The sequence below is a fragment of the Clostridium magnum DSM 2767 genome (assembly GCF_001623875.1).
GTDB classification, from domain to species: Bacteria; Bacillota; Clostridia; order Clostridiales; family Clostridiaceae; genus Clostridium_AM; species Clostridium_AM magnum.
The window spans coordinates 222,276-245,011 of sequence record NZ_LWAE01000007.1 but is presented as its reverse complement, the minus strand read 5'-3'; the positions used below and the strand labels follow the sequence as shown (position 1 = coordinate 245,011).

Here is a 22,736-nt window from a genome sequence, read left to right as displayed (position 1 = left end):
CTATATTACTCCTCTTCTAAAACTTTTTATCCTATATTTTAAAAGTTATCTTTTGTTACTTTTGTCTCGCTTTTCTTACTTCTTCAACAAATTTTGCTGCTGTTTCTGTAACTAATTCATAGTCTCCAGTCTTTGCACCTTTAGTTAAATCTCCACCAGTACCTACTGCTACAGCTCCTGCTTTTATCCAGTCTTTTATGTTTTCTAGGTTAACTCCACCTGTTGGCATAAAGTTTCCTTGGGGTATAGGTCCCTTAAAAGAGCTAATAATTGATGGGCCATAAGCGTTTCCTGGGAATACCTTAAGTATTTCAGCACCATACTCAAGAGCCTCAACTGCTTCTTTTACAGTCATTATTCCTGGCATTATAGCTACTCTATATCTGTTACACATTTTAACAGTTTCTATATCAAGGTAAGGACTTACTATATATTTTGCCCCTGCAAGTATACATGCTCTTGCTGTTTCTGGATCAAGTACTGTTCCTGCCCCAATAATTAAATCTTCATCTTTGTATATCTCTGATATCTCTTTTATAATATCTAGTGCACCGGGTACAGTCATTGTTATCTCTAGAGCTTTAACTCCACCTTTTTTTACTGCTTCGATAACTTTTATTCCCTCTTCTTTTGATTCCGCTCTTATTACTGCTACAACACCGCATTCCATTATTTTTTGTATTGTTTCAATTCTTTTCATTGTTTATCCTCCTCAGCTACCTACTTTATTACTTTCAGATTTGTTGCATCTAAAACTATACTTGTAAAATCAATGAACCTATAGAGTTTCTTACTTGGAATTTAAATTATACGCAGGAGTATGTTACTAAAACTGAAGCACATTTAAAAATTTTTTATCAGTCTTAGTGAAGTGTTTTACAAAATCTAAGAATCTTCGATTGTCTGAGCAAAGCGAGTTTATCGAAGATTCTTAGATTTTCATATGAAACTCCTCTTCCTTATGTCAGAGGAGTAAGCGATTCGCACAAAATCATAGATTTTGGCTCTCTGCTTAAAACACGAACTTTAGACTGATTAAAAGTTTTTAACAGTGTTGAAGTTTGGTAACATATTCCGAAGTATAATTTAAATTTCTGCTATAAAATCTATAATGTAACTCCAGTTTTAAATATAGCTAATTCTCTAAAGTTATTCTTTTCGTTATTAGCCAATTCACCACTAGCTACCCTAATTATAAAGCTAACAAATTCTTCTAATAAGGTTTCAAAGGATACATCTTCAACTAAGCTACCTGCATTGAAGTCAATCCAATGAGGTTTTAATTTATATAACTGAGTGTTTGTTGATACTTTTAACGTAGGAACAAAGCTTCCAAAAGGTGTTCCTCTACCTGTAGTGAATAGAACTATTTGACAGCCAGATGCTGCTAATGCAGATGCTGCTACTAAGTCATTTCCTGGAGCATTTAAAAGATTTAATCCTTTTACTTTAAGAGTCTCCCCATACTTAAGTACATCTACTACAGTGGCTGTTCCTGATTTTTGTGTACATCCTAAAGATTTGTCTTCAAGTGTTGTTATGCCGCCTGCTTTGTTTCCAGGTGATGGATTTTCATATACAGGCTGATCATACTTCATAAAGTATTCTTTAAAATCATTAATTAGATTAACAGTTTTATCAAACACTTCTTTACTCTCAGCTCTATCCATTAATAGTGTTTCTGCTCCAAACATTTCTGGTACTTCTGTTAGTATTGTTGTTCCACCTTGTGCTACTAAGAAATCTGAGAACTTACCTACAAGTGGGTTAGCAGTTATTCCAGATAGTCCGTCAGAACCTCCACATTTTAAACCTACTTTTAATTCAGATAGCGGTACATCTTCTCTTTTGTCATCCTTCATTGTTTCATAAAGTTCTTTTAGTAATTTGACCCCTTCTTCTAGTTCATCTGAAACCTCTTGACTTACTAAAAACTTTATTCTTTTTTCATTAAATTCACCTAGTAATTCCCTGAATTCAGGCATATTATTATTTTCACAGCCAAGTCCTAATACTAATACTCCACCAGCATTAGGATGTTTTACAGCATCACCTAATATTGTTCTTGTAGCTGAATGGTCATCTCCAAGCTGTGAGCAACCATAATTATGCTTAAGAACTAGAGTATTATCTATTGATAACTCTCCTATTTCCTCTTTTAGTCTTTCCATCATTTTGTCAGCCATACCATTTACACAACCTACTGTTGGAACTATCCAAAGTTCATTTCTTATACCTACAGTTCCATCTTCTCTTCTATATCCTTTAAAAGTTAAGTTGCTGTTTGTAAATGTATTTTCAATTAATTGCTGATTAAAAGCATACTCTTTTATACCATCTAAGTTAGTCTTTGTATTCTGCGTGTGGATCCATTGTCCTTCAAGGATATCTTGAGTTGCATGACCTATAGGAAATCCGTATTTAACTACATTTTCATCAACTTTAATTTCCTCTATAGCAATTTTATGTCCTCTTTTAATATTCTCTTTTAATTTAATTTCTTTTCCATCTATATTAATAACTTCATCTTTATTTAAATCTGTAAGTGCTACAACTAAGTTATCATTTTCATTTACTTTTATAATTTTTTTCACGGAGCTACCTCTCATTTTTAAATTAATTAATGCACTACTACATAACTTCTTTTAATGCTTCTTTGATTCCAAGTTTCTCGATCTTTGCAAGGTAACCAGTAACTGCACTTGTTAACCCTTCAACTTTATTTAAATCCATCTTCCAATTCTTTTCATAGCCTAATCCAGTAGTAACTACAGTTTTTAAGCCTTCCTCTGTACCATCATAGCTGCCCCATGCAGTCTTGTATAAATCTAAAATGTCAGCATCATCAGCTAGTTTAATATCTTCTTCTCCTCTTTTGCCTTTATAGAATTCTATTAATGAAGCAAGTGAGAATACTAACTTCTTAGGAAGTTCACCTTTTCTATTTATATACTCTAGTAATGAAGGTAAATCTCTAGTTTCAAACTTTGACATTGAGTTTAATGCTATACTCATTAGGTAGTGCTTTACAAATGGATTTTGGAATCTTTCAAGTACAGCACCTGCAAAATACTTTAATTCACCTTCTGGAAGATCTAGTGTAGGGATTATCTCATCATAAATAACTCCCTTTATAAACTTTCCAATAACTTCATGATCTACAGATTGTCCTACAGTTTCTAATCCATAAAGGTAAGATACTGGTACTAGAGCAGTGTGTGCTCCATTTAAAATTCTAACTTTTCTAGTTCTATACGGAGTCATATCATCAACAAAGTTAACATTAAGTCCAGCTTTCTCTACTGGGAATTCATCTTTTATCCATTGTGGTCCTTCAATTACCCATAAATGGAATTGCTCTGCAACATTTACAAGGTTATCTTCATAGCCTAATTCTTTAGTTATTTCTGCTATTCTATCTCTTGGATATCCTGGTACTATTCTATCTACTAGACTGCAGCAGAATGTATTTGCACTATTTAACCAAGCTACGAACTCTTCTCCTAAGTTCCAAAGCTCAGCATACTTAAGAATTATATTTTTAAGCTTTTCACCATTTCTGTCTATAAGTTCACATGGAATTATTATTAATCCACTTTCCTTACTTCCGCCAAAGGCCTTAAATCTATTGTATAAAAATGCAGTTAACTTTCCTGGGAAGCTTTTTTGTGGCTTGTCCTCTAATTTATCAGTTTCATCAAAAGCTATTCCTGCTTCTGTAGTGTTTGATATCACAAATCTTAATTCTGGATTTTCAGCAACCTTAAGATATTCATCATGTTGTTTATATGGGTTTATTCCTCTGCTTATGCTATTTATAACTGAATGCTCTTTAACAGCTTCACCATCTTTTATTCCTTCTAGGTAAAGTGTATATAATCCATCTTGTTCATTTAATTTGTCTACTAAACCAAATTCTATAGGTTGTACAACTACTACACTTCCATTAAAGTCTGCTTCTTTGTTCATTTTGTCTATTTGCCAATCAACGAAAGCTCTTAAAAAGTTTCCTTCTCCAAATTGTAAAACCTTTTCTGGATACTGCTTATATTGTTTAAAAGTTTCTTTGTTTAATCTCATTTTATTATTCCTCCATTTACTTTTTGTTCACGTGTGCATTTGTATCTAAAAATTTTTTTCAATTTAAAAACTTAATATTTATCTCTTCAAAAACATTATATCACTTTGTGCACACGTTAACAATATCTTTTCTAAAATTTTTTGTGGTAATTTTATTTGTTCAGTACCGTAGACGAACCCCATCTAACTTAAGCTTTTCTTTATTGAAGCAAGCTCTAAAATTCAGATGGGATTCTTTTACCCCATCTGAATTTTAGAGCTTTTAATTATCTTAGTTTACAAACAGAGTCTCTTACCACAAGCTCTGTTTTAATATATATTTTTTCACCTTTGTAATCCTGATTATCTATTAAATCTATAATCTTCTTACCGCCCATTATACTTATTTCTGCCATAGGTCTTTTTACAGTGGTCAATGCAGGAGTAGCATATTCTGAAAACCCTATATTATCAAAACCTACAATTGAAATATCCTTTGGAACTGACAGTCCTTTTTCAAATACAGCCTTAATGGCACCTATTGCCATATCATCATTAGAACAAAATACTGCAGTAGGGACTTTATCTAGACTTAAAAGTTCCTTCATAGCTTCATATCCACTTTTCATATCATAGCTTCCTTTAATCATGTATTCACTATGTACTGGTATTTTGTTATCGATCAGCGCCTTTAAAAAACCATCTTTTCTCCTCTTAGTTGACTTAAACCCTTCTTTTCCCTCTATTATAGCTATATCGGTATGTCCATTTTCTATAATATATTTTACTGCATCAAAACATCCTTCCTCATCATTAGATAGTATGTTTACCAATGAACTTCCTTCAATTTCTCTATTTAAAACAACTAGAGGTATTTTTTTTTGCCATACATCGTAAATAAATTCATTATCCTTATCACTTTGACTCATTAATACAATACCATCAAATCTTTTGCTATTTATATGTGCAAAATCCTTATAATCATCAATTCCTCTTATCACTAAGTTATAATTTTCTCCTATAACACTGTTAACTCCTCTTACGATTTCATAGAAAAAACTTGGAGATGTTCCTTTACTTATACTTGAAAAAAACAACCCTATAGTATAGGATTTATGCAAGACTAGACTTTTAGCACTATAGTTTGGAACATAGTTAAGCTGCTCAGCTATAGCCTTTATTTTACTTTTTGTTTCCTCATTTATTAGTGGACTGTTATTAAGTGCCCTAGAAACAGTAGTATGTGACACATTTGCTAATTTTGCTATATCTTTTATTGTTACGCTCATATTTTATTATTCAACCCTTCTTCATTAATTTTATCGACTACCCGCTCTCATGTCCTAATCTATTTTAAAATAATATCACATTTTGTTCACGTTAACTATATAATTTTCAACTTTTATTGATAAATAATTTTTTAATTATATAAAAATAAAATGCAAGCATCTATATTTAATAAATATAAATACTTGCATTCTATAAATGTCATTACAAATTACTACTAAGGTTTTTAATTTCTAAATCTATCATAACTAATCTTCAATTTAATTAAAGTAATTAGATGAATTAGCTTACACTGTTTGCACTTGATTCAAATTTTCCTGCTTGTAAATCTGCTATTATTTCGTTATATTTTTTATCTGATAACTTATATAATACTCCAATAACTAATGCAGCTATACCTATTGCAACAGCTGGATATAGTGTCATTAATCCTTTTATTCCAGCTAGTGTCTTTGCACTTTGTTGTGCATTTGCTACATATCCTGTTAGCGCTAATACACTACCAGAAACTCCTGCTGCTACAGATTGAGCTATTTTTCTTGAGAAGTTAAATGCAGCATAAGTTATACCTTCTTTTCTTTGTCCTGTATGCCACTCACCATAGTCAATAGCATCAGAAACGAATGCCCAAGTAATACCATTTGGAATACTCATTCCTAAGAAACCAATACTTACAAGTATTGCAAATGTAAATATGTTTACTGGTAATATAAAATTTAATGCGTCTGCAATAATACTAATAGTAAAACCTATTATAGCTGTTTTCTTTTTTCCATATTTTTTTACTAGCTTTGGCATAAAAGTAATACCTATTATAGAAGAACCTATCATTACAAAGTTTATATAAGATGTAAAAGTAACATTTCCAAGGTAGTATTGACAGAAGTATACCATCATTCCATTTTTTATATTAGATGCTGATATAGTAAATACTGTCATAAGAATTAAACATAATAATGGTTTATTTCCTAATACAACTTTAGCATAATCTTTTGCACTTGCTTTTTCTACTTTTCTTGCAGCTGGTTGTATAACCTCTCTTGTGTTTTTAAAGCAAATATAGAATGAAACTACACCAACTACTGACATAACTGCAGCAGCTACTACATATCCAACTCTAGGGTTTGAAAAACTTCTAACTATAGGAATAAATGCTATATTTGTTATTAATAGTGCTCCTAAAGATCCAGCTTGTCTAAAAGATGCAAGTTGACTTCTTTCCTGAACATCTTGAGTCATAACAGAACCTAGTGACCCATAAGGAACATTTGTGAATGAATATAAAACTCCCCACATCATGTAGGATGCATATGCATATATTAACATACCGTCTTTAGAGAAATTAGGCATCCAGAAGGTAAATACAGTTAGAACGGCTAGAATAATACTTGAAATCATCATTATAGATCTAAATTTACCATTTTTACCTGGTTTCTTAGCATCTATTGCTGATCCTGCTACAGTATCCATAAATGCATCAAATATTTTTGTGAATGTGAATACTCCTGCTGCTAGTGCTGCTCCTATTCCACAAACGTCTGTGTAGAATTTCATAAGGAAAGCCTGCCCTAAGTCGAACATAAAGCCATTTCCAAAGTCACCGAAACCATATGAAATCTTTTCTTTCAAAGTTAACTTGTTCTTCATAATGTACTCCTTTTTAATTAAAAATTATTTTAAAATTCCGTAGTAACGATTAAATAAGTTTCTGTTAACGTATCCATTACTATTAAAAGAGTAAGGTGCTTTTTAATAATATCAAATTGTTATAAAATAGTATTTAGTTTAATATAAATTTTTATAACAACTCTTCGCTTCGCACACGTTAACAATCACTTTTAAAAAACACCTTATCTTTTTGTAAAATTAAATCAGTCTATTTGATATTACATTCCAAAGTATTCATTTGCATTATTGTAACATATTCCTTGAACAATACTACCTAGAGTTTCCATATCATCTGGATACTCTCCATTCTCAACCCACTCACCTATTAGGTTACAAAGTATTCTTCTGAAGTATTCATGTCTTGTGTAAGATAAGAAACTTCTAGAATCAGTTAGCATTCCTACAAAACGGCTTAATAGTCCAAGATTAGCTAATGTCTTCATCTGTTCTATCATACCTTCTTTATTATCAACAAACCACCAAGCTGATCCAAATTGTATCTTTCCTGGTACTTCGCTTCCTTGGAAGTTTCCTAGCATAGTACCGATAACATAGTTATCCTTTGGATTCAATGTATATAGGATAGTTTTTGGAAGATTATTATTCACTTGTAATGAATCTAATAACCTTGATAGCGGATAAGCTATTTCACCATCATTAATAGAGTCAAAACCTGTGTCTGGTCCTAATTGTTTAAACATCTTTGTATTATTATTTCTTAAAGCTGCAATATGATACTGCATTGTCCAACCTAATTCTGAGTACATTCTACCTAGGAATTGTAACACAGCAGTTTGGTATTTGTTAGCTTCTTCTGTACTTATAGTTTCTCTTTTTAAAGCTTTAGCAAATATAGCTGTTATTTCTTCTTTTGTAGCTTCCACGTATGTTACACTATCTAAAGCATGATCTGATACTCTACATCCAACAGAGTGGAAGAATCTTATTCTTGACTCTAAAACTTCCAAGAATTCATCATAAGTTGTAATATCTTTTTCAGCTACTTGTCCAAGTTTTTCAACCCATGGAAGGAAAGTCTCTTTGTTTATTAAAAATCCTTTATCAGGTCTTAAAGCTGGTAGAACCTTTACATCAAACTCTTTATCCTCTTTGAGCTTTATGTGGTATTCTAGTGAATCTATTGCATCGTCTGTTGTGCATATAACTTTAACATTTGACTTTTTAATTAATTCTCTTGCTCCAAAACCTTCTGAATTAAGTAACTCATTTGCCTTTTCCCAAATTGCAGGAGCATTTTTTTCATTTAAAACATCATATATTCCGAAAAATCTTTGAAGTTCTAAATGAGTCCAGTGATAAAGAGGATTTCCTATAGTCATTGGCATTGTTCTAGCCCATGCCATGAACTTTTCGTAATCGCTTGAATCTCCAGTAATGTATTTTTCATCTATACCATTACTTCTCATTGCTCTCCACTTGTAATGATCTCCATATAACCAAACTTCAGTTATATTTTTAAATCTTTTATTCTCATAAATCTCTTTTGGATTTAAATGACAATGATAGTCAATAATTGGCATTTCTTTAGCGTAATCATGATATAAATTTATCGCTGTATTATTAGATAGTAAAAAGTTCTCATCCATAAACTTTTTCATAAATATACCCTGCTTTCACTTATAAGATTTAGATTATGTTCACGTGAACATTAACCTATGTTCTTATTATAAACGTTTTTTTTCAAAAGTTCAATAGTTAAATTGTTAACGTGAACAAATTTTTTAAGTTTTTTTAAGTTTCCTTTTTTGTAGTAAATTGGATGGACACTATATTCTTATACTTATCCCCTGGTTAAAGAAAACGTATTACTTTGTTTAAATAATATCAAAGATAAGTAATAATCAAAATTTACGATTTTGCGTCAATCGGTCAAGCAGAGTAACAGCTAAGCCAATGAATTTTATATCTATTCACACAATATTAACACTCTAGTCATAGAATCGTAACTAAGTTGTAATTAAACTGCCATAAAGTATGGAAACTATATATATATATATATATATTGATTATCAAATTATATTGGTAATTAAAAATTAAAACTTATCTTGGAGGTTTTTCAAATGGTAAAAAGAAACTTAAAAATTATGACAGCTTTAGCTATTACTTTGTCCTTAGGCTTAGGATTTGTTACGGTTCATGCAGCTACATCATCTAGTACAACATCTGATGCTACTATAAAAGTGGAGCGTAAAGTAGGCTTTTGCAATTCAGTATATTCAATATTAGAAAGCAAGTTAGGATATACTAAGACACAAATTGATGATGCCGCTAAAGCTGGAAAGACTGCTTTTGATTTAGCTAAGGAAAAAGGTATGACTGCTGACCAACTTAAATCAGCAATAATTGAAGCGAAGTCGCAAAAAATAGATCAAATGGTCACTGATGGCAAAATTACTAAAGATGAAGCCACTGCGAAAAAAACTAATTTAGCTACTAAGATGAAAAATTGGGATGGGAGCCTAAAAGAACATAAAAATGGTCATTTTAAGGCTATATATTCAGTATTAGAAGACAAATTAGGTTTTACTAAAACACAAATAGATGATGCTGCTAAAGCTGGTAAAACTGCCTTTGATTTAGCTAAGGAAAAAGGTATGACTGCTGACCAACTTAAAACTGCAATTGTTGAGGCAAAGTCACAAAAGATAGACAAAATGGTTACTGAAGGTAACATTACTAAAGAAAAGGCTGATACTATAAAAGCTAGTATAAAGGACAAAATACAAAAATGGGATGGAAGCTTAGTTCATAAAGCTGACAAGGATAAATCAAATTAAATTGAAAAAAGGGGTTCTTATGGGGCCCCCTTTCTTAGCTATTCTTTACGCTTCTCCAAACTTAGCTTCAACCATTTTGACCAATTCACTAACAGCTTTTTCCTCATCAAAACCATCTGCTGATATTTTAATTTTGCAATCTTTAGTTATACCCATACTTAAAATATTTATTAATGATTTGCAGTTTGCTTGCTTTCCATCCTTTTCTATACTTATATCTGACGTAAAACTAGATGCCATCTTTACAAACATAGTTGCTGGCCTTGCATGAATTCCTGTTTTATTTCTAACTATTACTTCTTTTGAATACATAATCCTTTACCTCCAAAATGAACAATCTATATCACTAAAACCTTTTACAGATATTTTATATCATTGACTTATTTAACTAAATCACGCAATTCCATTACTTTCTCATAGTAACTCATATTATCATTATTAAAAATAGAAGATGTCCCTAAAACAAAAACATTTGCTCCTCTTTCTAATAACATTGGAATTGTGTCTTTGTTAATACATCCATCAACCTCAATTAAAGGATAAATATTATTTTTAAGACATATTTCTTTTAGGTTCAATAATTTATTAACTGCGCTATAATTAATTTTTTGCCCAGAAAACCCCGGATTTACTGTCATAAAATTAATCATATCTACCTCACCAATTATATTACCTATTTTTTCTATAGGTGTTAAAGGTGAAATTGCAACTGAAGCTTTTATTCCTTCACTCTTAATTAACTCAATAGTTCTTCTAGGTTCTTCTACCGTTTCAATATGAAATGATATATACTCTGGTTTAATATGTTTAAACATTGTAATATATTTTTCTGGAGTAATTGTTGTCAAATGTAAATCTAATAATATATCTGTATTCTCTTTTATTTGCTCCAATATATACGGCCCCATAGCTAAATTATTAACAAAAATACCATCCATAATATCGCAATGAAGCATATCAATTTGAGCATGTTGTAAGTTTTCCAACTCATTTTTTAAATTTAACTGATTTGCACACATTATAGAAGCAGCAAATTTAACCACACTTTAACCTTCTCTCACATTTGACTATCTTTTAGAGTACTGTTCCTCAATTTTCTTTATGAGATCTATTCTATCTTGATGCCTTCCACCTTGAAACTCAGCATTTAGCCATTCCTCTACTATTAACAGCGCCAAGCCTTCACCAATTACTCTCGCCCCTAGACAAACCACATTTGCATTATTATGTTCTTTCGTAGCTCTCGCACTAAAAACATCCCCTACTACAGCCGCTCTTACACCTGGCACTTTATTTGCAACAATTGAAACTCCTATGCCTGTGCCACAACAAATAATCCCACTCTCACTTTTCCCTTTAGCCACGCTTTCAGCTACTGCCAATGCAAACTGCGGATAATCTACAGATTCTTTAGAATAAGTTCCGTGATCTTTATATTCAATTTCTTTTTCTTCAAGACTCTTTTTGATTGCTTCTTTTAACTCATAGCCACCATGGTCACAGCCTAATGATATCATGATATTCACCATCCTTTTTACAGGTCTAATAAATCATAGAATTTTTTAATGTTGTTTTCAATAGTTCTATCTTTAAAAACTGAGGAACCAATAACAATATCTGTAGCACCTAGTGCTACTACTTCCATAATATTGTCAAAATCTATTCCTCCATCTACTTGTATTTGAAAATCATATTTACCTAACTGCTTTATTTGTCTGGTATCATTAATTTTCTCTTTCATAAGAGGTATAAACTTTTGTCCACCAAATCCTGGTTCCACGGTCATAATAAGAACTTTATTTAATAGTTTATATACATATTTTAAGTTATCAATGTTAGTTGCTGGATTTAATGCAACTCCTGCCTTTATTCCAAAGCTCTTTATAAAGGTTATAGTTTTATATAAATGGTCACAAGCTTCTTCATGCACTGTAATACAGCTAGCCCCTGCCTCAATTATTCTTTCTATATATCTATCTGGATCATTTACCATAAGGTGCACATCCAGCTCCATATTTGTAATTTTTCTTAATGCTTTTATCTGATCAATACCAAAAGCTATATTGGGAACAAAATTACCATCCATAACATCAATATGAATTGATGTTATGGAGCTTTTTTCTAATATACATATATCTTTTTCTAAATTACATGCATCCGCTGACAATATTGAAGGAGCTATAATCAAACTCATTTTAATTCCTCCCTTAGATGGTACTCTATATTTAAAAGGACTTCACTGTTTCCACTATATTTTCTACTGTTAAGCCATAATACTCTAATAAATCCTTAGGTGTTCCAGATTGACCGAAAGTATCATTTAGTCCTATTAATTTAACTTTCGTAGGTAACTGTTGTGATAAAACCTCACAAATTGCAGATCCTAATCCTCCAATTACACTGTGCTCTTCTACCGTCACTACTTTTCCTGTTTCTTTTGCTACATTAACTATAAGCTCCTTATCAATTGGCTTTATAGTATGAATGTTAACAACTGATGCATTTATTCCTTCTGATTTTAACTTTTCTGCCGCTTCAAGTGCTTTAGCTACCATTATACCGGTTGCTATTATCGCAACATCTTTTCCTTCTTTTAAAACTTCACCTTTTCCAATCTCAAACTTGTAATTTTCATCGTGAATTGTTGGTGTAGCTGCTCTACCAAGTCTTATATATACAGGACCATAATATTCTGCTGCTGCAAATATAGCTGCTTTAGCTTCTACATCATCTGACGGATTTAATACTACCATGTTTGGTATACTTCTCATTAATGAGATATCTTCTACGGATTGATGGGTTCCTCCATCTTCTCCAACAGTTACACCTGCATGAGTTGCTGCTATTTTTACATTTAATTTTGGATAACATACTGAGTTTCTTATTTGCTCAAAAGCTCTTCCAGCTGCAAATACTGCAAAGGTACTAGCAAACGGCACTTTGCCACTAACTGCAAGTCCTGCTGCTGTTCCTATCATATCTTGTTCAGCTATTCCCATATCAAAAAATCTTTCTGGACACACCTTTTTAAAATCTGCTGTTTTGGTAGCTTTTGCTAAATCCGCGTCAAGCACCACTATTTTTTCATTTTTACTTAATTCTACTAAAGCTTGTCCATAAGCTTCTCTAGTTGCTGTATTCATTATGCTTCTCCCCTTTCTATTTCTTCTATAGCTGCTTTTCTTTGTTCTTCATTAGGAGCTGTACCATGCCATCCAGCCTGATTTTCCATGAAGGATACGCCTTTACCTTTTACAGTTTTGGCTATTATCACTGTTGGTTTTTCTTTTACTAATTTTGCTTCATCTACAGCATTACTTATTGCTTCTATATCATGACCATCTATTTTTATTACCTGCCATCCAAAAGCTTCAAATTTAGCATCAATAGGAGCTATATTCATAACTTCTTCATTTGATCCATCAATTTGTAGTCCATTATAGTCTAAAACTGCTATTATATTATCTAATTTATAATGTGAAGCACTCATTGCTGCTTCCCAAATCTGACCTTCTTGTACTTCTCCATCACCAAGTATTACATATATTTTGTGATCTTTTTTATCAAGCTTTGCAGATAACGCCATACCATTTGCTGCTGACAAACCTTGTCCTAAAGAACCTGTCGACATATCAACACCTGGTGTAGATTTCATATCTGGATGTCCTTGTAGCATTGCATCAAATTTTCTAAGTAATTTTAAATTTTCTTTTGGAAAATATCCTCTTTCTGCAAGTACTGCATAAAGAGCAGGTGCTACGTGTCCTTTTGATAATACTAATCTATCTCTATCTTCCAACTTTGGATTTTTAGGATCAATGTTCATCTTTTCAAAGTATAACGTTGTTAGTATATCTGCCACTGATAATGATCCGCCTGGGTGCCCTGACTTTGCTGCCGCTACCGCTTCTATTATATTTACTCTGACCTTTTTAGCTATTTCTTTTAATTCTGTTATATTCATAATTTATTCCCTCCCCATTTTTAGTTAAGGCTTTATCACAACTTTTATTTCTTCACCACTCATAACTTTATCAAATGCTTCTTGCCAATCTTCTAGATTATAAACTTTACTTACAAGAGCTTTAGCATTAACTTTACCTGTGTCTAAAAGATATAAAGCTAAATCCCAAGAAGTTGGTTTTTGACTTCTGCTTCCAACATAAATAAGTTCTTTTTGAATTATCTTTTCTTGATCTAGCTCATTAACTGATTTGGCAAATATTCCAACTTGAACTAAAGTACCCTTTTTCTTTAATAAATTAAGTCCTGAGTTTACTGCATGAATTGATCCTGAACAATCAAATACCTTATCTACACCATATCCATTTGTTAACTCTTTGATAACCTCTTCAATATTTTCTTCTTGAATGTTTATAGTACGCTCTATTCCAAGTTCTTTACCAAGTTTCATTCTCTCTACATCTTTAGCTGTTCCTGCTAAAATAATATATGCTCCCTTAGCTCTAGCAACTTGAGCTAATAAAAGACCTATTGGTCCTGGTCCAAAAATTAATACATATTCTCCAACTTCTATATTTGTCTTTTCTATAGCTGGGTGAGTACAGCATGCTAAAGGCTCTGTTAGTGCAGCTGAAAGCAAATCAACATTTTTAGGTAGAACATGTACACTTTCTTTTCTAGCTACAACGTATTCAGCAAAGCTTCCATCTATCTGAGTTCCAATACCCTTTCTGGTTGAGCATAGATTATAATCTCCTGTTTTACAGTAATGACATTTACCACATATTTCAAAGGTAGTTTCGCTTGTTACCCTATCTCCTACTTGAATACCTGTTACATTCTTTCCTATCTCTGTTACTATGCCTGAAAACTCATGGCCTAATACAAGAGGTGGTCTTAAATTATTGTATTCACCTTTATAGGAATGGATATCTGATCCACAAATACCTGAATACTCAACTTTAATTTTAACTTGATCATCATTTATAGTAGGTTCTTTAATATCTAAAAGCTCCATATTTCCATAGCCTTTTCCTGTTTTAACTAATGCCTTCATTAACTATCACTCCTTAATTAAATTTATTTCGACTTAAAGTTTTTATTATTTATCATTATAATTTTCATGCATAGTCGTAAACCTTCACTGTTCCATGGATTATCTTTTGACCACAAATAGTTCCAATCCATTTATCCTGTTTTACACGCTTAAACTTTCATAAACTTGATTTATTTGTTCTATAACTTCATTTTTATTTTGTGCTCTTAAGATATTTTCTAAAACCACTTCATTTTGTATCAGCATTATTAATTTCTGAAGCATTTCAATATGACTATGTGCTTCTGCCATTGCTAACATAAACACTATTCTTATTTCCAAAGATTTATCTGAATCCTCCATACACTGAAATGTTACTGGATTTTTTAATGTTGCCACCGCTATGCAAGAACTATTTACATGTTCAACATCGGTATGCGGGATTGCTACATTATGTTTAGTCAATAATAATCCTGTTGGAAAAACCTCTTCTCTTTTTATTAATCCTTCATAAAAACTCTCTTTTACCTTTCCTTGTTTGTAAAGTTCATTATAAAGACCTTTGAAAACTTCTTCCTTGCAGTCACCTTCTAAATTAGTTATGACAACTCCATTCTTAATTAATTCTGTAAGTCCCATGAACTCACCCCCTTCTTCTTATCAATACATAAAGCATTTTCTGTGCCAAACCTTTGGTTTCTTTTGTTCTACTTTATAAAAATATTTTCATTAAAATTTATAGCATTTATTTTTAATTTATCTTGTAATATCCTATAGCATTTTTCATGCCAAACTCCTGGCTCCTTTTGTGTTTTATAAATAAATTAATTCAGTATTAATTTATTTATATCTAACCCATTGTATTTACTGAAAAATGGCACCAATTTATCTGTAATTTTTTTAACACCATTAGCTGAATCTGATTCTATATTTAAAGCCAAAATAGGTTCATGTAATGATAGCCTTAATAAAAACCAGCCATCTCCATTAGATTTATCACAGGATACTCTAATACCTTCATAATTATTAGGCACTAAGCTCCATCCTTCAATTCCCTGTACACAATATTCCAATTCTTTTATTATATCTGCCCCATATTCCTTAAAGTTTTCATCTTTAATATCAATTCTAAAATCTAAACTTTCATAAGGAATTTTTAAGTCCTCTATTAAATTCTGGATTTTTTTATTTTCTAAATTTAACTTTGCCATTTTTATTAGTATCTTGGCTATTAAGTATGCACCATCATCTAAAAAGTAATTTTCCTTTAATGCTGCATGTCCAGATGTTTCTATAGCTAAATCACATTCTTTTCCTTCATTATTAAGTCTTATAGCTTCATTTATGACGTTTTTATATCCTCTTTTGAACCTATGATGTGTTCCTCCTAATTTGCTAATAAATTCGCCCAAGCCTGTAGAAGTTACTGAATCTGTAACAATTATTGACTTAGGGTGTTCTTGTAAAACTATTGAAGAAATAACAGCTATAAGTGCATTTTTATTTATTTCTGTACCCTTGGAATCTACAATCGCAGCCCTATCTACATCAGCATCGAAAATTATTCCTAGATCCGCATAATTTTTCAGTACCGCAGTTCTTATAGCATTCATAGCTTCTTTATTTTCAGGGTTTGGAATATGATTTGGAAACCTGCCATCTGGCTCAATAAATTGGCTTCCAGTAACATCTGCCCCCAAAACAGCTAAAACTTTATTTGCGAAAAATCCTCCTGCTCCGTTACCAGCGTCAACAACAATCTTGAATCCTGATAAGGGTTCATCATAATTTTCTTTAGAGGAAACACCTTCACGGATCATATTAACTAATAATCTTGAATATTCCCTAATAAAATCAACTTTGAAAACTGGTCCTTTATCAGCTTCATAACTATATTCTTCTGTTGATGCTATATTAATGATGCTTCTTATATCTTCTTTCTCACATCCACCTTCTTTTGTAAAAAATTTTAACCCATTATAGTAATAAGGAAGATGACTAGCTGTTATCATTATGGCTCCATCACATTTGTAATCCTCCAGTATAGTAGTCATAAACATTGCTGGAGTTGTACACATTCCACAATCATATACCTTGCAGCCTAAGTTACTTAATTCCTGTATAATAGAATATTTAAGCTTCGGTCCGGATAATCTAGAATCTGTTCCAATAGCTATCTTTAAACTGCTGCGGTTCATACTTTTTTTGCCTTCTAACCATCTAACAAATCCATAAGCTATAAGCTTTATGCATTCATTTGTTAAGTTGACTTGCTTCTCAGGATAGTCGATTGCAATTCCTCTTATATCTGTGCTATTTTGTAGTTTGTATAATTGTTTTATCATTTTATCCCTCCATTCACTTATATCTACATATAAAGCATTTTTCATGCCAAGGTTTTGGTTTAAAATGTATCAAAGTTTACGATTACACTGGCTTATATTGAAACAAAATATGCCATTATGAACAATCGTATTTTTTTACAAGTAAAAAAGCTGCTGTACTAATTTCTTAGTGCAACAGCTCTTTATTCTAAAATTCATACAGATATAAGTTTAATTTTCCCTGGCAAACTTTTGATTTTCATAATATTAAGAAATTAATTCACCTAATTTTAATACTATCCAATTAAATAAGTTACCACCTGTATCAAAGTTTGTCATTTGTGATGCTCCTTCTGGCATTTGGAAGTGAGCTTGTTGTATCATTTGAGTATAAACTCCTGCAAAGTCTGTAGCCATATATAAGGATAGTGCCATTAATATTGTTCCTGTTATTACTGAGTGTACTATGTTTCCTCTTGACGCTCCAACAATAAATGCTATAAAGAATGGTATTGATGCAAGATCACCAAAAGGCAAAACCCTATTTCCTGGTAATATTATTGCTAGTAAAATAGTTATAGGTACTAATATTAAAGCTGTAGCCATTACTGCTGGATGTCCAACTGATAACGCAGCATCCAAACCTATATGAAGTTCTCTGCCTGCAAATCTCTTCTGTAAAAACTCTCTAACTGACTCTGAGACAGGTATTAACCCTTCCATTATTATCTTAACCATACGTGGAAGAAGTAACATAACACCGCCCATTGACATACCAATTTGAAGTACTTTGCCTAAATCATAACCTGCTAGTATACCTAAAACTGCTCCTAGTACTACCCCCATCATCATAGGTTCTCCGAATATTCCCATTCTTTTCTGAATAGTATCTGGATCAGCATGTAAATTTTTAATTCCAGGAATTTTGCTAACTCCTTTTCCTATTAAAATTCCTAGAGGTGCAAAGGATGCTGTAGACCCTGTAGGTAGAGATATACCATCTAACCCATAAAACTCCTGAACCATTGGAGCTGTCCAATCTGCTACCTTAAGAACTACTATTTCATAGATTACAGCAGCTGCTATTGATAATATCCAATTTCCATGAGTTAATACATAAATTGTTGCTCCTGCTGCTGCAAAATGCCAGTAATTCCAAATATCTATATTCATTGTTTTAGTAGTTTTTGTAGCTATCATAATAAGATTAACTACTAATGCTAAGGGTATTATAATTGTTGCTACTGGAGATGCCCAAGTTGCTGCCGCCGCTGATGGCCATCCACCATCTATTACTGTTAGATGTAATCCAAATCTAGTTACCATTGCCTGTGCTGCTGGTCCTAAGCTGTTTACAAGTAATCCTATTACTAGATTGATTCCCACGAAACCTATACCTATAGTAATACCAGACTTAAATGCCTTTTTAAAACCTTGTCCAAAGATTAATCCAATTATAGTGATAGATAAAGGAAGCATAACAGTTGGTCCTAGTCCAAGAATATATTGAATAATACCTAATAGTGTCATTATAAAATCCCCCTTTAATTTTTATCTTATCGTTTATAAATTGACAAAGTGCTATCATACTCTCACTAATTTAATAGAAAACAGTTTTTTAATTTCCTTTTAGAATATTAATTATTTCCTGATCTAATTTTTCTGCTCCCATACCAGTTATATATGGCATAGCCTTAAGAGCTGGTATAGCATACTGCTTTGGCAATATAGTTGTAGATACAATTAAATCCGCTTCACTTTCTCTTGATGCAACTTCTGCAATCTTACATTGTATAACTTGAGCATTAATTTTATTGTCTTTTACTAATTTTTCAACTCTTTCACATACAACAGTGGATGTAGCAATTCCTGCTCCACAAGCAACTAAAATAACTTTTCTTTTTTCCATAATTACACCTCATTTAATTTATTTTTTATTATTAATTTAATATATAAATAAAACTTTATTGGCCTTGGGCTATCTTTTGAACAAATTCTTCTTTATTTTGAGATTTTAATAGATTCTCTAATAATAGGTCATTTTGTATCAGTAAGATTATTTTTTGTAATATCTCTATGTGGGAATGGGCCTCATTTAGTGCTAACATAAACACCATTTTTACATCCACTGACTTATTTTCATCATCCATACATTGAAATACAACAGGTTCTTGTAATGTGGCAATTGCAATAGATGGATTAATAACGTGTTCAGGATCTGTATGTGGGATCGCAATATTATAACTTTTCAACAATATCCCTGTTGGAAATTTCTTTTCCCTTTCAACTAACCCTTTATAGAAGCTTTCTTTTACATTCCCTCTTTTGTAAAGCTTATCATGAAGTATCTGAAAAACTTCTTCCTTACTGCTAGCCTTTAGATTTGTTAAAATAATTCCATTTTTAATGAAATCAATAGTTTTCACAACTTATCCTCCTTTCCCTTATATTTATAGCATTTTTCATGCCAAACATTTGGCTTGATTTGTTTTTGTGATAAATAATTTTTATATATAATAAGGGTATATTTATCACAACTATAAGCTTTAAGATTTGTTTTATCTTTTATACTGAGTTTATATAGCAATCGCCATGCCAAACATTTGGCTTAATTTGTTCTATTCAATATAATTTCTGATATTTCTTTTCTAGTATTTGATTTTCTTATAAGTTTTCTTACTTCTTCATCTGAAAGTCTTCTAAATAAATGAACTAAGTTATTCTTTCCGCTTTCTTTCATGGCAATTAAAATTATTAAGTCTGTTTTCTTTCCAATTTCCCATTCAATAGGTTCTTTAAGCTTTGCAATAGCTATTGATGATTTATTTACATGCTGTGGGAATCCATGCGGTATTGCTATTTGCTCATATAGAAGCGTTCCACCCATTGTTTCTCTTTTATAAACACTTAGCATAAATTGGTCATCTACCAATTCCTTGTTTTTTAACATATTTACTAGTATATCTATAACTTCATTTTTTGAAGTTGCTTTTAAATCACATAATATTAAATCTTCATCCACTATCTCTTCTAAAGGATTAGAAGCTCTATCTACAATTCCTAATATATCCTTTATACGATTTATGCCAGATCCTTTTATAACATCTTCAAAAGATATGAATGGAATATCATTTACGTTGACATTAATTGTTCCTACTATAGCTTCTATATTATTCTCTTCACTTAATTTGCGAATTTCCTCTGTAATATTATGTCTATTTATTATTCCTAGTGGTATTATATTAACTTCATTTTCTATCTCTGGAATTAAATCTTCTATATACTTTTTTATATTTAATGCTGTACCTTCTCCTGTTATACAAACAGTTATTATTGTTTTAGGTAGTTTTTTAACATAATTTGTACCATGCATTTTTCCAACATAATTTCTATTTTCGGATACTGCTGATATTATTTCATCTAAACTATGTTCTCCAATACAAGCTCTTCTCACTACCTCTAAAGCTAATACAGTATCAACTCTACCAATAGTTTTAGTTAAAATGCCTGTTCTTTTAGTAATAATTTCTCCAAATGTAATTAACGACCCCATATCTATTAATAGAATACAACCTTTTCCTTCATCGGTTTTCACTACCAATTCTAATGTTCTTTCCAAAGCTGATTCAGGACTTTCGTCTAAAGACATCTCAATACCTACTGCATTATCAACACCTAAAAGCTTATTGGCCACTTCTGCTATTCCGCAAGCAACATGTCCATGGGTGAGTATAATTACCCTAACTCTTCCTTTATTGCTGTAATTGTCCCTACGAAAAGCTTTCAAATACATAGCTATAAATCCTATTTCATCCTTGGGTATTGCAATTTCTAAATCAATACTTATTTGAGTTGCGATTAATTCAGCAATCTCATATTCAACTTTATAGTTTTTAATTATCTTTTCTAATTGAGGGTTAACTATTATTTTTCCATTTTTTATTCTGTTATAAGCTTCATTTAAATGAATTGCTAAAGAATAAAAAAGATTTTCTTGAATATTTTCTAAATTCTCCTTTGCAATCATCAAGGATCTTTCAACAGTTGTTATAACCTTATCCTCTACTACACCCTCTAAATCTTTCTTGGACATATAACTGTTAATTTGAAAACTCTTAGCAAATTTTTTCAGTTCTATTTCTACTTTTTCACCAATGATATTATTTATTTCATCCTTTTTTAGACCTTTTTTTTCTAGGTCAACAAACTTTTTTTCAATAAACTGATATATCTTATTTGGAATCATATATCTATCTTCTTTATAAATTTCTTCATTAATGTCGTCAGGATTTACTACTAGATCACTACCAATGTACTCCTCCATATCCGGACCTCTTTTTTTAATCTTAAGAAGTTCATTTGTAACATGATTAGGAAGATCCAAAACATCAATAATTGCATTTTTATTTTTCTTATACATAGTATTTAAAAAGCTTCTTGCACAAGCAACTTGAATATCACTTCTAAGTTGACCTATATTACCTATGCAATTATATAGCATTAGGCTTTTTACAACTTCAGATTTTACAACAATACTTCTGTTAATTCTTGAAGCTTCTTTTGAAAAGAAGTTTCTAATTATTTCATATCTTTCTGAAAGAGGTCTTTCCTTTAGTGATGGTAATTCAATCAGCATAGGTATTCTTCTTCTGAAAGTCAACAATAAACTTGATTCTGGTGATTCCGTTGTTGCGGATATTAGCATTACATTTGCAGACCTTGTATTCTGAGTCTCACCAAGTCTTCGAAATTTTCCTCTATCAATTAAAGAAAATAATATTTCTTGTCCTTCTGGTGGTAATCTGTGTATCTCATCTAAAAAAAGTATGCCATTATTAGCTTTTTCAACTAATCCTTCCTTATTAATATCTGCACCAGTATATGCACCTTTTACATATCCAAATAACTGTGCTAGCAAAAGATTTGAATTCTCAGCATAATCTGCACAGTTAAATACAACAAAGGGTGAATCTTTAACTTTTACTCCTGACTCTACTGCAAATTTATACATACATTCTACTAATTCGCTTTTTCCTACTCCAGTTTCTCCATAAATTAATGTGTGTAATCCATTGGGTGGATATAAAATAGCTGCTTTAGATTGTTCTATTTTAGGTCTCAAGCTTCCCTTAGCCCCAATAAGAATATCAAAAGCTTCATGCTTTACAGAACTTTCTTCACTATGTTCTTCTTCGATATTCTCTTCAGATTCATCATTATTAAAATTTTCTATATTTACTTCTTTCAAAAATCTAGACACAATATTTCTAGATACTTTAAAGCCTCTATTATTTAGTTCCTCTGTTAGTCCTCTCTCGGACACTTTGGAGTTTTCTGTTAATATTTTCACAATTTCATCTTGTAATAGGTCTTTTCTTCGATCTCTTGAATCCCCAACCTCTAATAATTTTCTTAAATTAATCACCTCTCCTCTAGTTATGCTTAACATCTTACTAATTTCATCATCAGTATAAGGATTCTTTTTGTCTTCCTTTTCAATTATTTCTTTTATTTTATTCATAAGCCTCACCTACTATAATATGTTAGCAAATATCATGCCACAGAGTGGCATATCTTGTTTTAGTTTGTAATGAATACTGC

Annotated in this window: 20 protein-coding genes; 1 reads left to right on the top strand and 19 read right to left on the bottom strand. The window is 31.4% G+C overall.

All coding sequences use genetic code 11. The annotated features are described in order from the left end of the window. Window positions 1-55 precede the first annotated feature (55 nt). From CLMAG_RS23400 to uxaC, 6 genes are all read right to left on the bottom strand, one after another. Window positions 56-700 carry a bifunctional 4-hydroxy-2-oxoglutarate aldolase/2-dehydro-3-deoxy-phosphogluconate aldolase gene (locus CLMAG_RS23400; RefSeq protein WP_066628309.1) on the bottom strand — a complete coding sequence of 215 codons (645 nt, stop codon included), beginning with the start codon at window positions 698-700 and terminating at the stop codon, window positions 56-58. A 406-nt stretch (window positions 701-1,106) separates the two neighbouring features. After that, window positions 1,107-2,594 carry a UxaA family hydrolase gene (locus CLMAG_RS23395; RefSeq protein ID WP_066628305.1) on the bottom strand — a complete coding sequence of 496 codons (1,488 nt, stop codon included), beginning with the start codon at window positions 2,592-2,594 and terminating at the stop codon, window positions 1,107-1,109. A gap of 37 nt (window positions 2,595-2,631) precedes the next feature. After that, window positions 2,632-4,080, bottom strand: a complete 1,449-nt coding sequence (locus CLMAG_RS23390; protein ID WP_066628303.1) for a tagaturonate reductase — start codon at window positions 4,078-4,080, stop codon at window positions 2,632-2,634. A gap of 266 nt (window positions 4,081-4,346) precedes the next feature. Continuing rightward, window positions 4,347-5,348: a LacI family DNA-binding transcriptional regulator gene (locus CLMAG_RS23385; protein WP_066628300.1), complete on the bottom strand. Its 1,002-nt coding sequence runs from the start codon at window positions 5,346-5,348 to the stop codon at window positions 4,347-4,349. Window positions 5,349-5,628: 280 nt separating this feature from the next. Further along, window positions 5,629-6,993, bottom strand: a complete 1,365-nt coding sequence (locus CLMAG_RS23380) for a glycoside-pentoside-hexuronide (GPH):cation symporter (RefSeq protein ID WP_066628299.1) — start codon at window positions 6,991-6,993, stop codon at window positions 5,629-5,631. 239 nt (window positions 6,994-7,232) lie between these two features. Beyond that, on the bottom strand, window positions 7,233-8,633 hold the full coding sequence (uxaC, locus tag CLMAG_RS23375; protein ID WP_066628296.1) for a glucuronate isomerase: 1,401 nt from the start codon (window positions 8,631-8,633) through the stop codon (window positions 7,233-7,235). A gap of 462 nt (window positions 8,634-9,095) precedes the next feature. On the opposite strand from uxaC, the gene CLMAG_RS23370 reads away from it, so the two are divergent. After that, the gene (locus tag CLMAG_RS23370) at window positions 9,096-9,812 is read left to right on the top strand and encodes a DUF2680 domain-containing protein (RefSeq protein ID WP_066628293.1); all 717 of its coding nucleotides are present in this window, start codon (window positions 9,096-9,098) and stop codon (window positions 9,810-9,812) included. Between the two features lie 45 nt (window positions 9,813-9,857). Here the strand turns inward: CLMAG_RS23370 and CLMAG_RS23365 are convergent, their stop codons facing one another. From CLMAG_RS23365 to CLMAG_RS23305, 13 genes are all read right to left on the bottom strand, one after another. After that, window positions 9,858-10,124: an HPr family phosphocarrier protein gene (locus tag CLMAG_RS23365; protein WP_066628284.1), complete on the bottom strand. Its 267-nt coding sequence runs from the start codon at window positions 10,122-10,124 to the stop codon at window positions 9,858-9,860. Window positions 10,125-10,192: 68 nt separating this feature from the next. Beyond that, window positions 10,193-10,855, bottom strand: coding sequence for a ribulose-phosphate 3-epimerase (locus CLMAG_RS23360; protein WP_066628282.1), 663 nt, complete (start codon window positions 10,853-10,855; stop codon window positions 10,193-10,195). 24 nt (window positions 10,856-10,879) lie between these two features. After that, window positions 10,880-11,332, bottom strand: a complete 453-nt coding sequence (rpiB, locus tag CLMAG_RS23355) for a ribose 5-phosphate isomerase B (RefSeq protein ID WP_201787670.1) — start codon at window positions 11,330-11,332, stop codon at window positions 10,880-10,882. A 14-nt stretch (window positions 11,333-11,346) separates the two neighbouring features. Further along, entirely contained in the window at window positions 11,347-12,006 is a 660-nt protein-coding gene (rpe, locus tag CLMAG_RS23350; RefSeq protein ID WP_066628273.1) for a ribulose-phosphate 3-epimerase, read from the bottom strand. A gap of 31 nt (window positions 12,007-12,037) precedes the next feature. Further along, window positions 12,038-12,955, bottom strand: a complete 918-nt coding sequence (locus CLMAG_RS23345) for a transketolase family protein (RefSeq protein ID WP_066628270.1) — start codon at window positions 12,953-12,955, stop codon at window positions 12,038-12,040. Continuing rightward, entirely contained in the window at window positions 12,955-13,776 is an 822-nt protein-coding gene (locus tag CLMAG_RS23340; protein ID WP_066628268.1) for a transketolase, read from the bottom strand. The genes CLMAG_RS23345 and CLMAG_RS23340 overlap by 1 nt, the downstream gene beginning before the upstream one ends. Before the next feature lie 24 nt (window positions 13,777-13,800). Continuing rightward, a complete protein-coding gene (locus CLMAG_RS23335) occupies window positions 13,801-14,832 on the bottom strand; it encodes a zinc-binding dehydrogenase (protein WP_066628266.1) in 1,032 nt (343 codons plus the stop codon). Window positions 14,833-14,973: 141 nt separating this feature from the next. After that, window positions 14,974-15,450 (bottom strand): PTS sugar transporter subunit IIA, encoded by a 477-nt coding sequence (locus CLMAG_RS23330; protein ID WP_066628264.1) that lies wholly within the window; start codon window positions 15,448-15,450, stop codon window positions 14,974-14,976. A gap of 185 nt (window positions 15,451-15,635) precedes the next feature. Further along, entirely contained in the window at window positions 15,636-17,156 is a 1,521-nt protein-coding gene (locus tag CLMAG_RS23325) for a phosphohexomutase domain-containing protein (protein WP_066628262.1), read from the bottom strand. Window positions 17,157-17,402: 246 nt separating this feature from the next. Continuing rightward, window positions 17,403-18,665 carry a PTS galactitol transporter subunit IIC gene (locus tag CLMAG_RS23320; RefSeq protein WP_066628259.1) on the bottom strand — a complete coding sequence of 421 codons (1,263 nt, stop codon included), beginning with the start codon at window positions 18,663-18,665 and terminating at the stop codon, window positions 17,403-17,405. Window positions 18,666-18,753: 88 nt separating this feature from the next. Further along, window positions 18,754-19,044: a PTS sugar transporter subunit IIB gene (locus CLMAG_RS23315; RefSeq protein ID WP_066628257.1), complete on the bottom strand. Its 291-nt coding sequence runs from the start codon at window positions 19,042-19,044 to the stop codon at window positions 18,754-18,756. A gap of 55 nt (window positions 19,045-19,099) precedes the next feature. After that, window positions 19,100-19,561: a PTS sugar transporter subunit IIA gene (locus CLMAG_RS23310; protein WP_066628255.1), complete on the bottom strand. Its 462-nt coding sequence runs from the start codon at window positions 19,559-19,561 to the stop codon at window positions 19,100-19,102. A gap of 182 nt (window positions 19,562-19,743) precedes the next feature. After that, the gene (locus CLMAG_RS23305; RefSeq protein WP_066628253.1) at window positions 19,744-22,656 is read right to left on the bottom strand and encodes a sigma 54-interacting transcriptional regulator; all 2,913 of its coding nucleotides are present in this window, start codon (window positions 22,654-22,656) and stop codon (window positions 19,744-19,746) included. Between the last annotated feature and the right edge of the window lie 80 nt (window positions 22,657-22,736).

Bases quoted from the DNA above. Each gene is read 5' to 3' on its own strand.
- CLMAG_RS23400 (WP_066628309.1), bottom strand. From the start codon at position 700: ATGAAAAGAATTGAAACAATACAAAAAATAATGGAATGCGGTGTTGTA.
- CLMAG_RS23390 (WP_066628303.1), bottom strand. From the start codon at position 4,080: ATGAGATTAAACAAAGAAACTTTTAAACAATATAAGCAGTATCCAGAA.
- CLMAG_RS23385 (WP_066628300.1), bottom strand. From the start codon at position 5,348: ATGAGCGTAACAATAAAAGATATAGCAAAATTAGCAAATGTGTCACAT.
- CLMAG_RS23380 (WP_066628299.1), bottom strand. From the start codon at position 6,993: ATGAAGAACAAGTTAACTTTGAAAGAAAAGATTTCATATGGTTTCGGT.
- uxaC (WP_066628296.1), bottom strand. From the start codon at position 8,633: ATGAAAAAGTTTATGGATGAGAACTTTTTACTATCTAATAATACAGCG.
- CLMAG_RS23370 (WP_066628293.1), top strand. From the start codon at position 9,096: ATGGTAAAAAGAAACTTAAAAATTATGACAGCTTTAGCTATTACTTTG.
- CLMAG_RS23365 (WP_066628284.1), bottom strand. From the start codon at position 10,124: ATGTATTCAAAAGAAGTAATAGTTAGAAATAAAACAGGAATTCATGCA.
- rpe (WP_066628273.1), bottom strand. From the start codon at position 12,006: ATGAGTTTGATTATAGCTCCTTCAATATTGTCAGCGGATGCATGTAAT.
- CLMAG_RS23345 (WP_066628270.1), bottom strand. From the start codon at position 12,955: ATGAATACAGCAACTAGAGAAGCTTATGGACAAGCTTTAGTAGAATTA.
- CLMAG_RS23340 (WP_066628268.1), bottom strand. From the start codon at position 13,776: ATGAATATAACAGAATTAAAAGAAATAGCTAAAAAGGTCAGAGTAAAT.
- CLMAG_RS23335 (WP_066628266.1), bottom strand. From the start codon at position 14,832: ATGAAGGCATTAGTTAAAACAGGAAAAGGCTATGGAAATATGGAGCTT.
- CLMAG_RS23330 (WP_066628264.1), bottom strand. From the start codon at position 15,450: ATGGGACTTACAGAATTAATTAAGAATGGAGTTGTCATAACTAATTTA.
- CLMAG_RS23325 (WP_066628262.1), bottom strand. From the start codon at position 17,156: ATGATAAAACAATTATACAAACTACAAAATAGCACAGATATAAGAGGA.
- CLMAG_RS23320 (WP_066628259.1), bottom strand. From the start codon at position 18,665: ATGACACTATTAGGTATTATTCAATATATTCTTGGACTAGGACCAACT.
- CLMAG_RS23315 (WP_066628257.1), bottom strand. From the start codon at position 19,044: ATGGAAAAAAGAAAAGTTATTTTAGTTGCTTGTGGAGCAGGAATTGCT.
- CLMAG_RS23305 (WP_066628253.1), bottom strand. From the start codon at position 22,656: ATGAATAAAATAAAAGAAATAATTGAAAAGGAAGACAAAAAGAATCCT.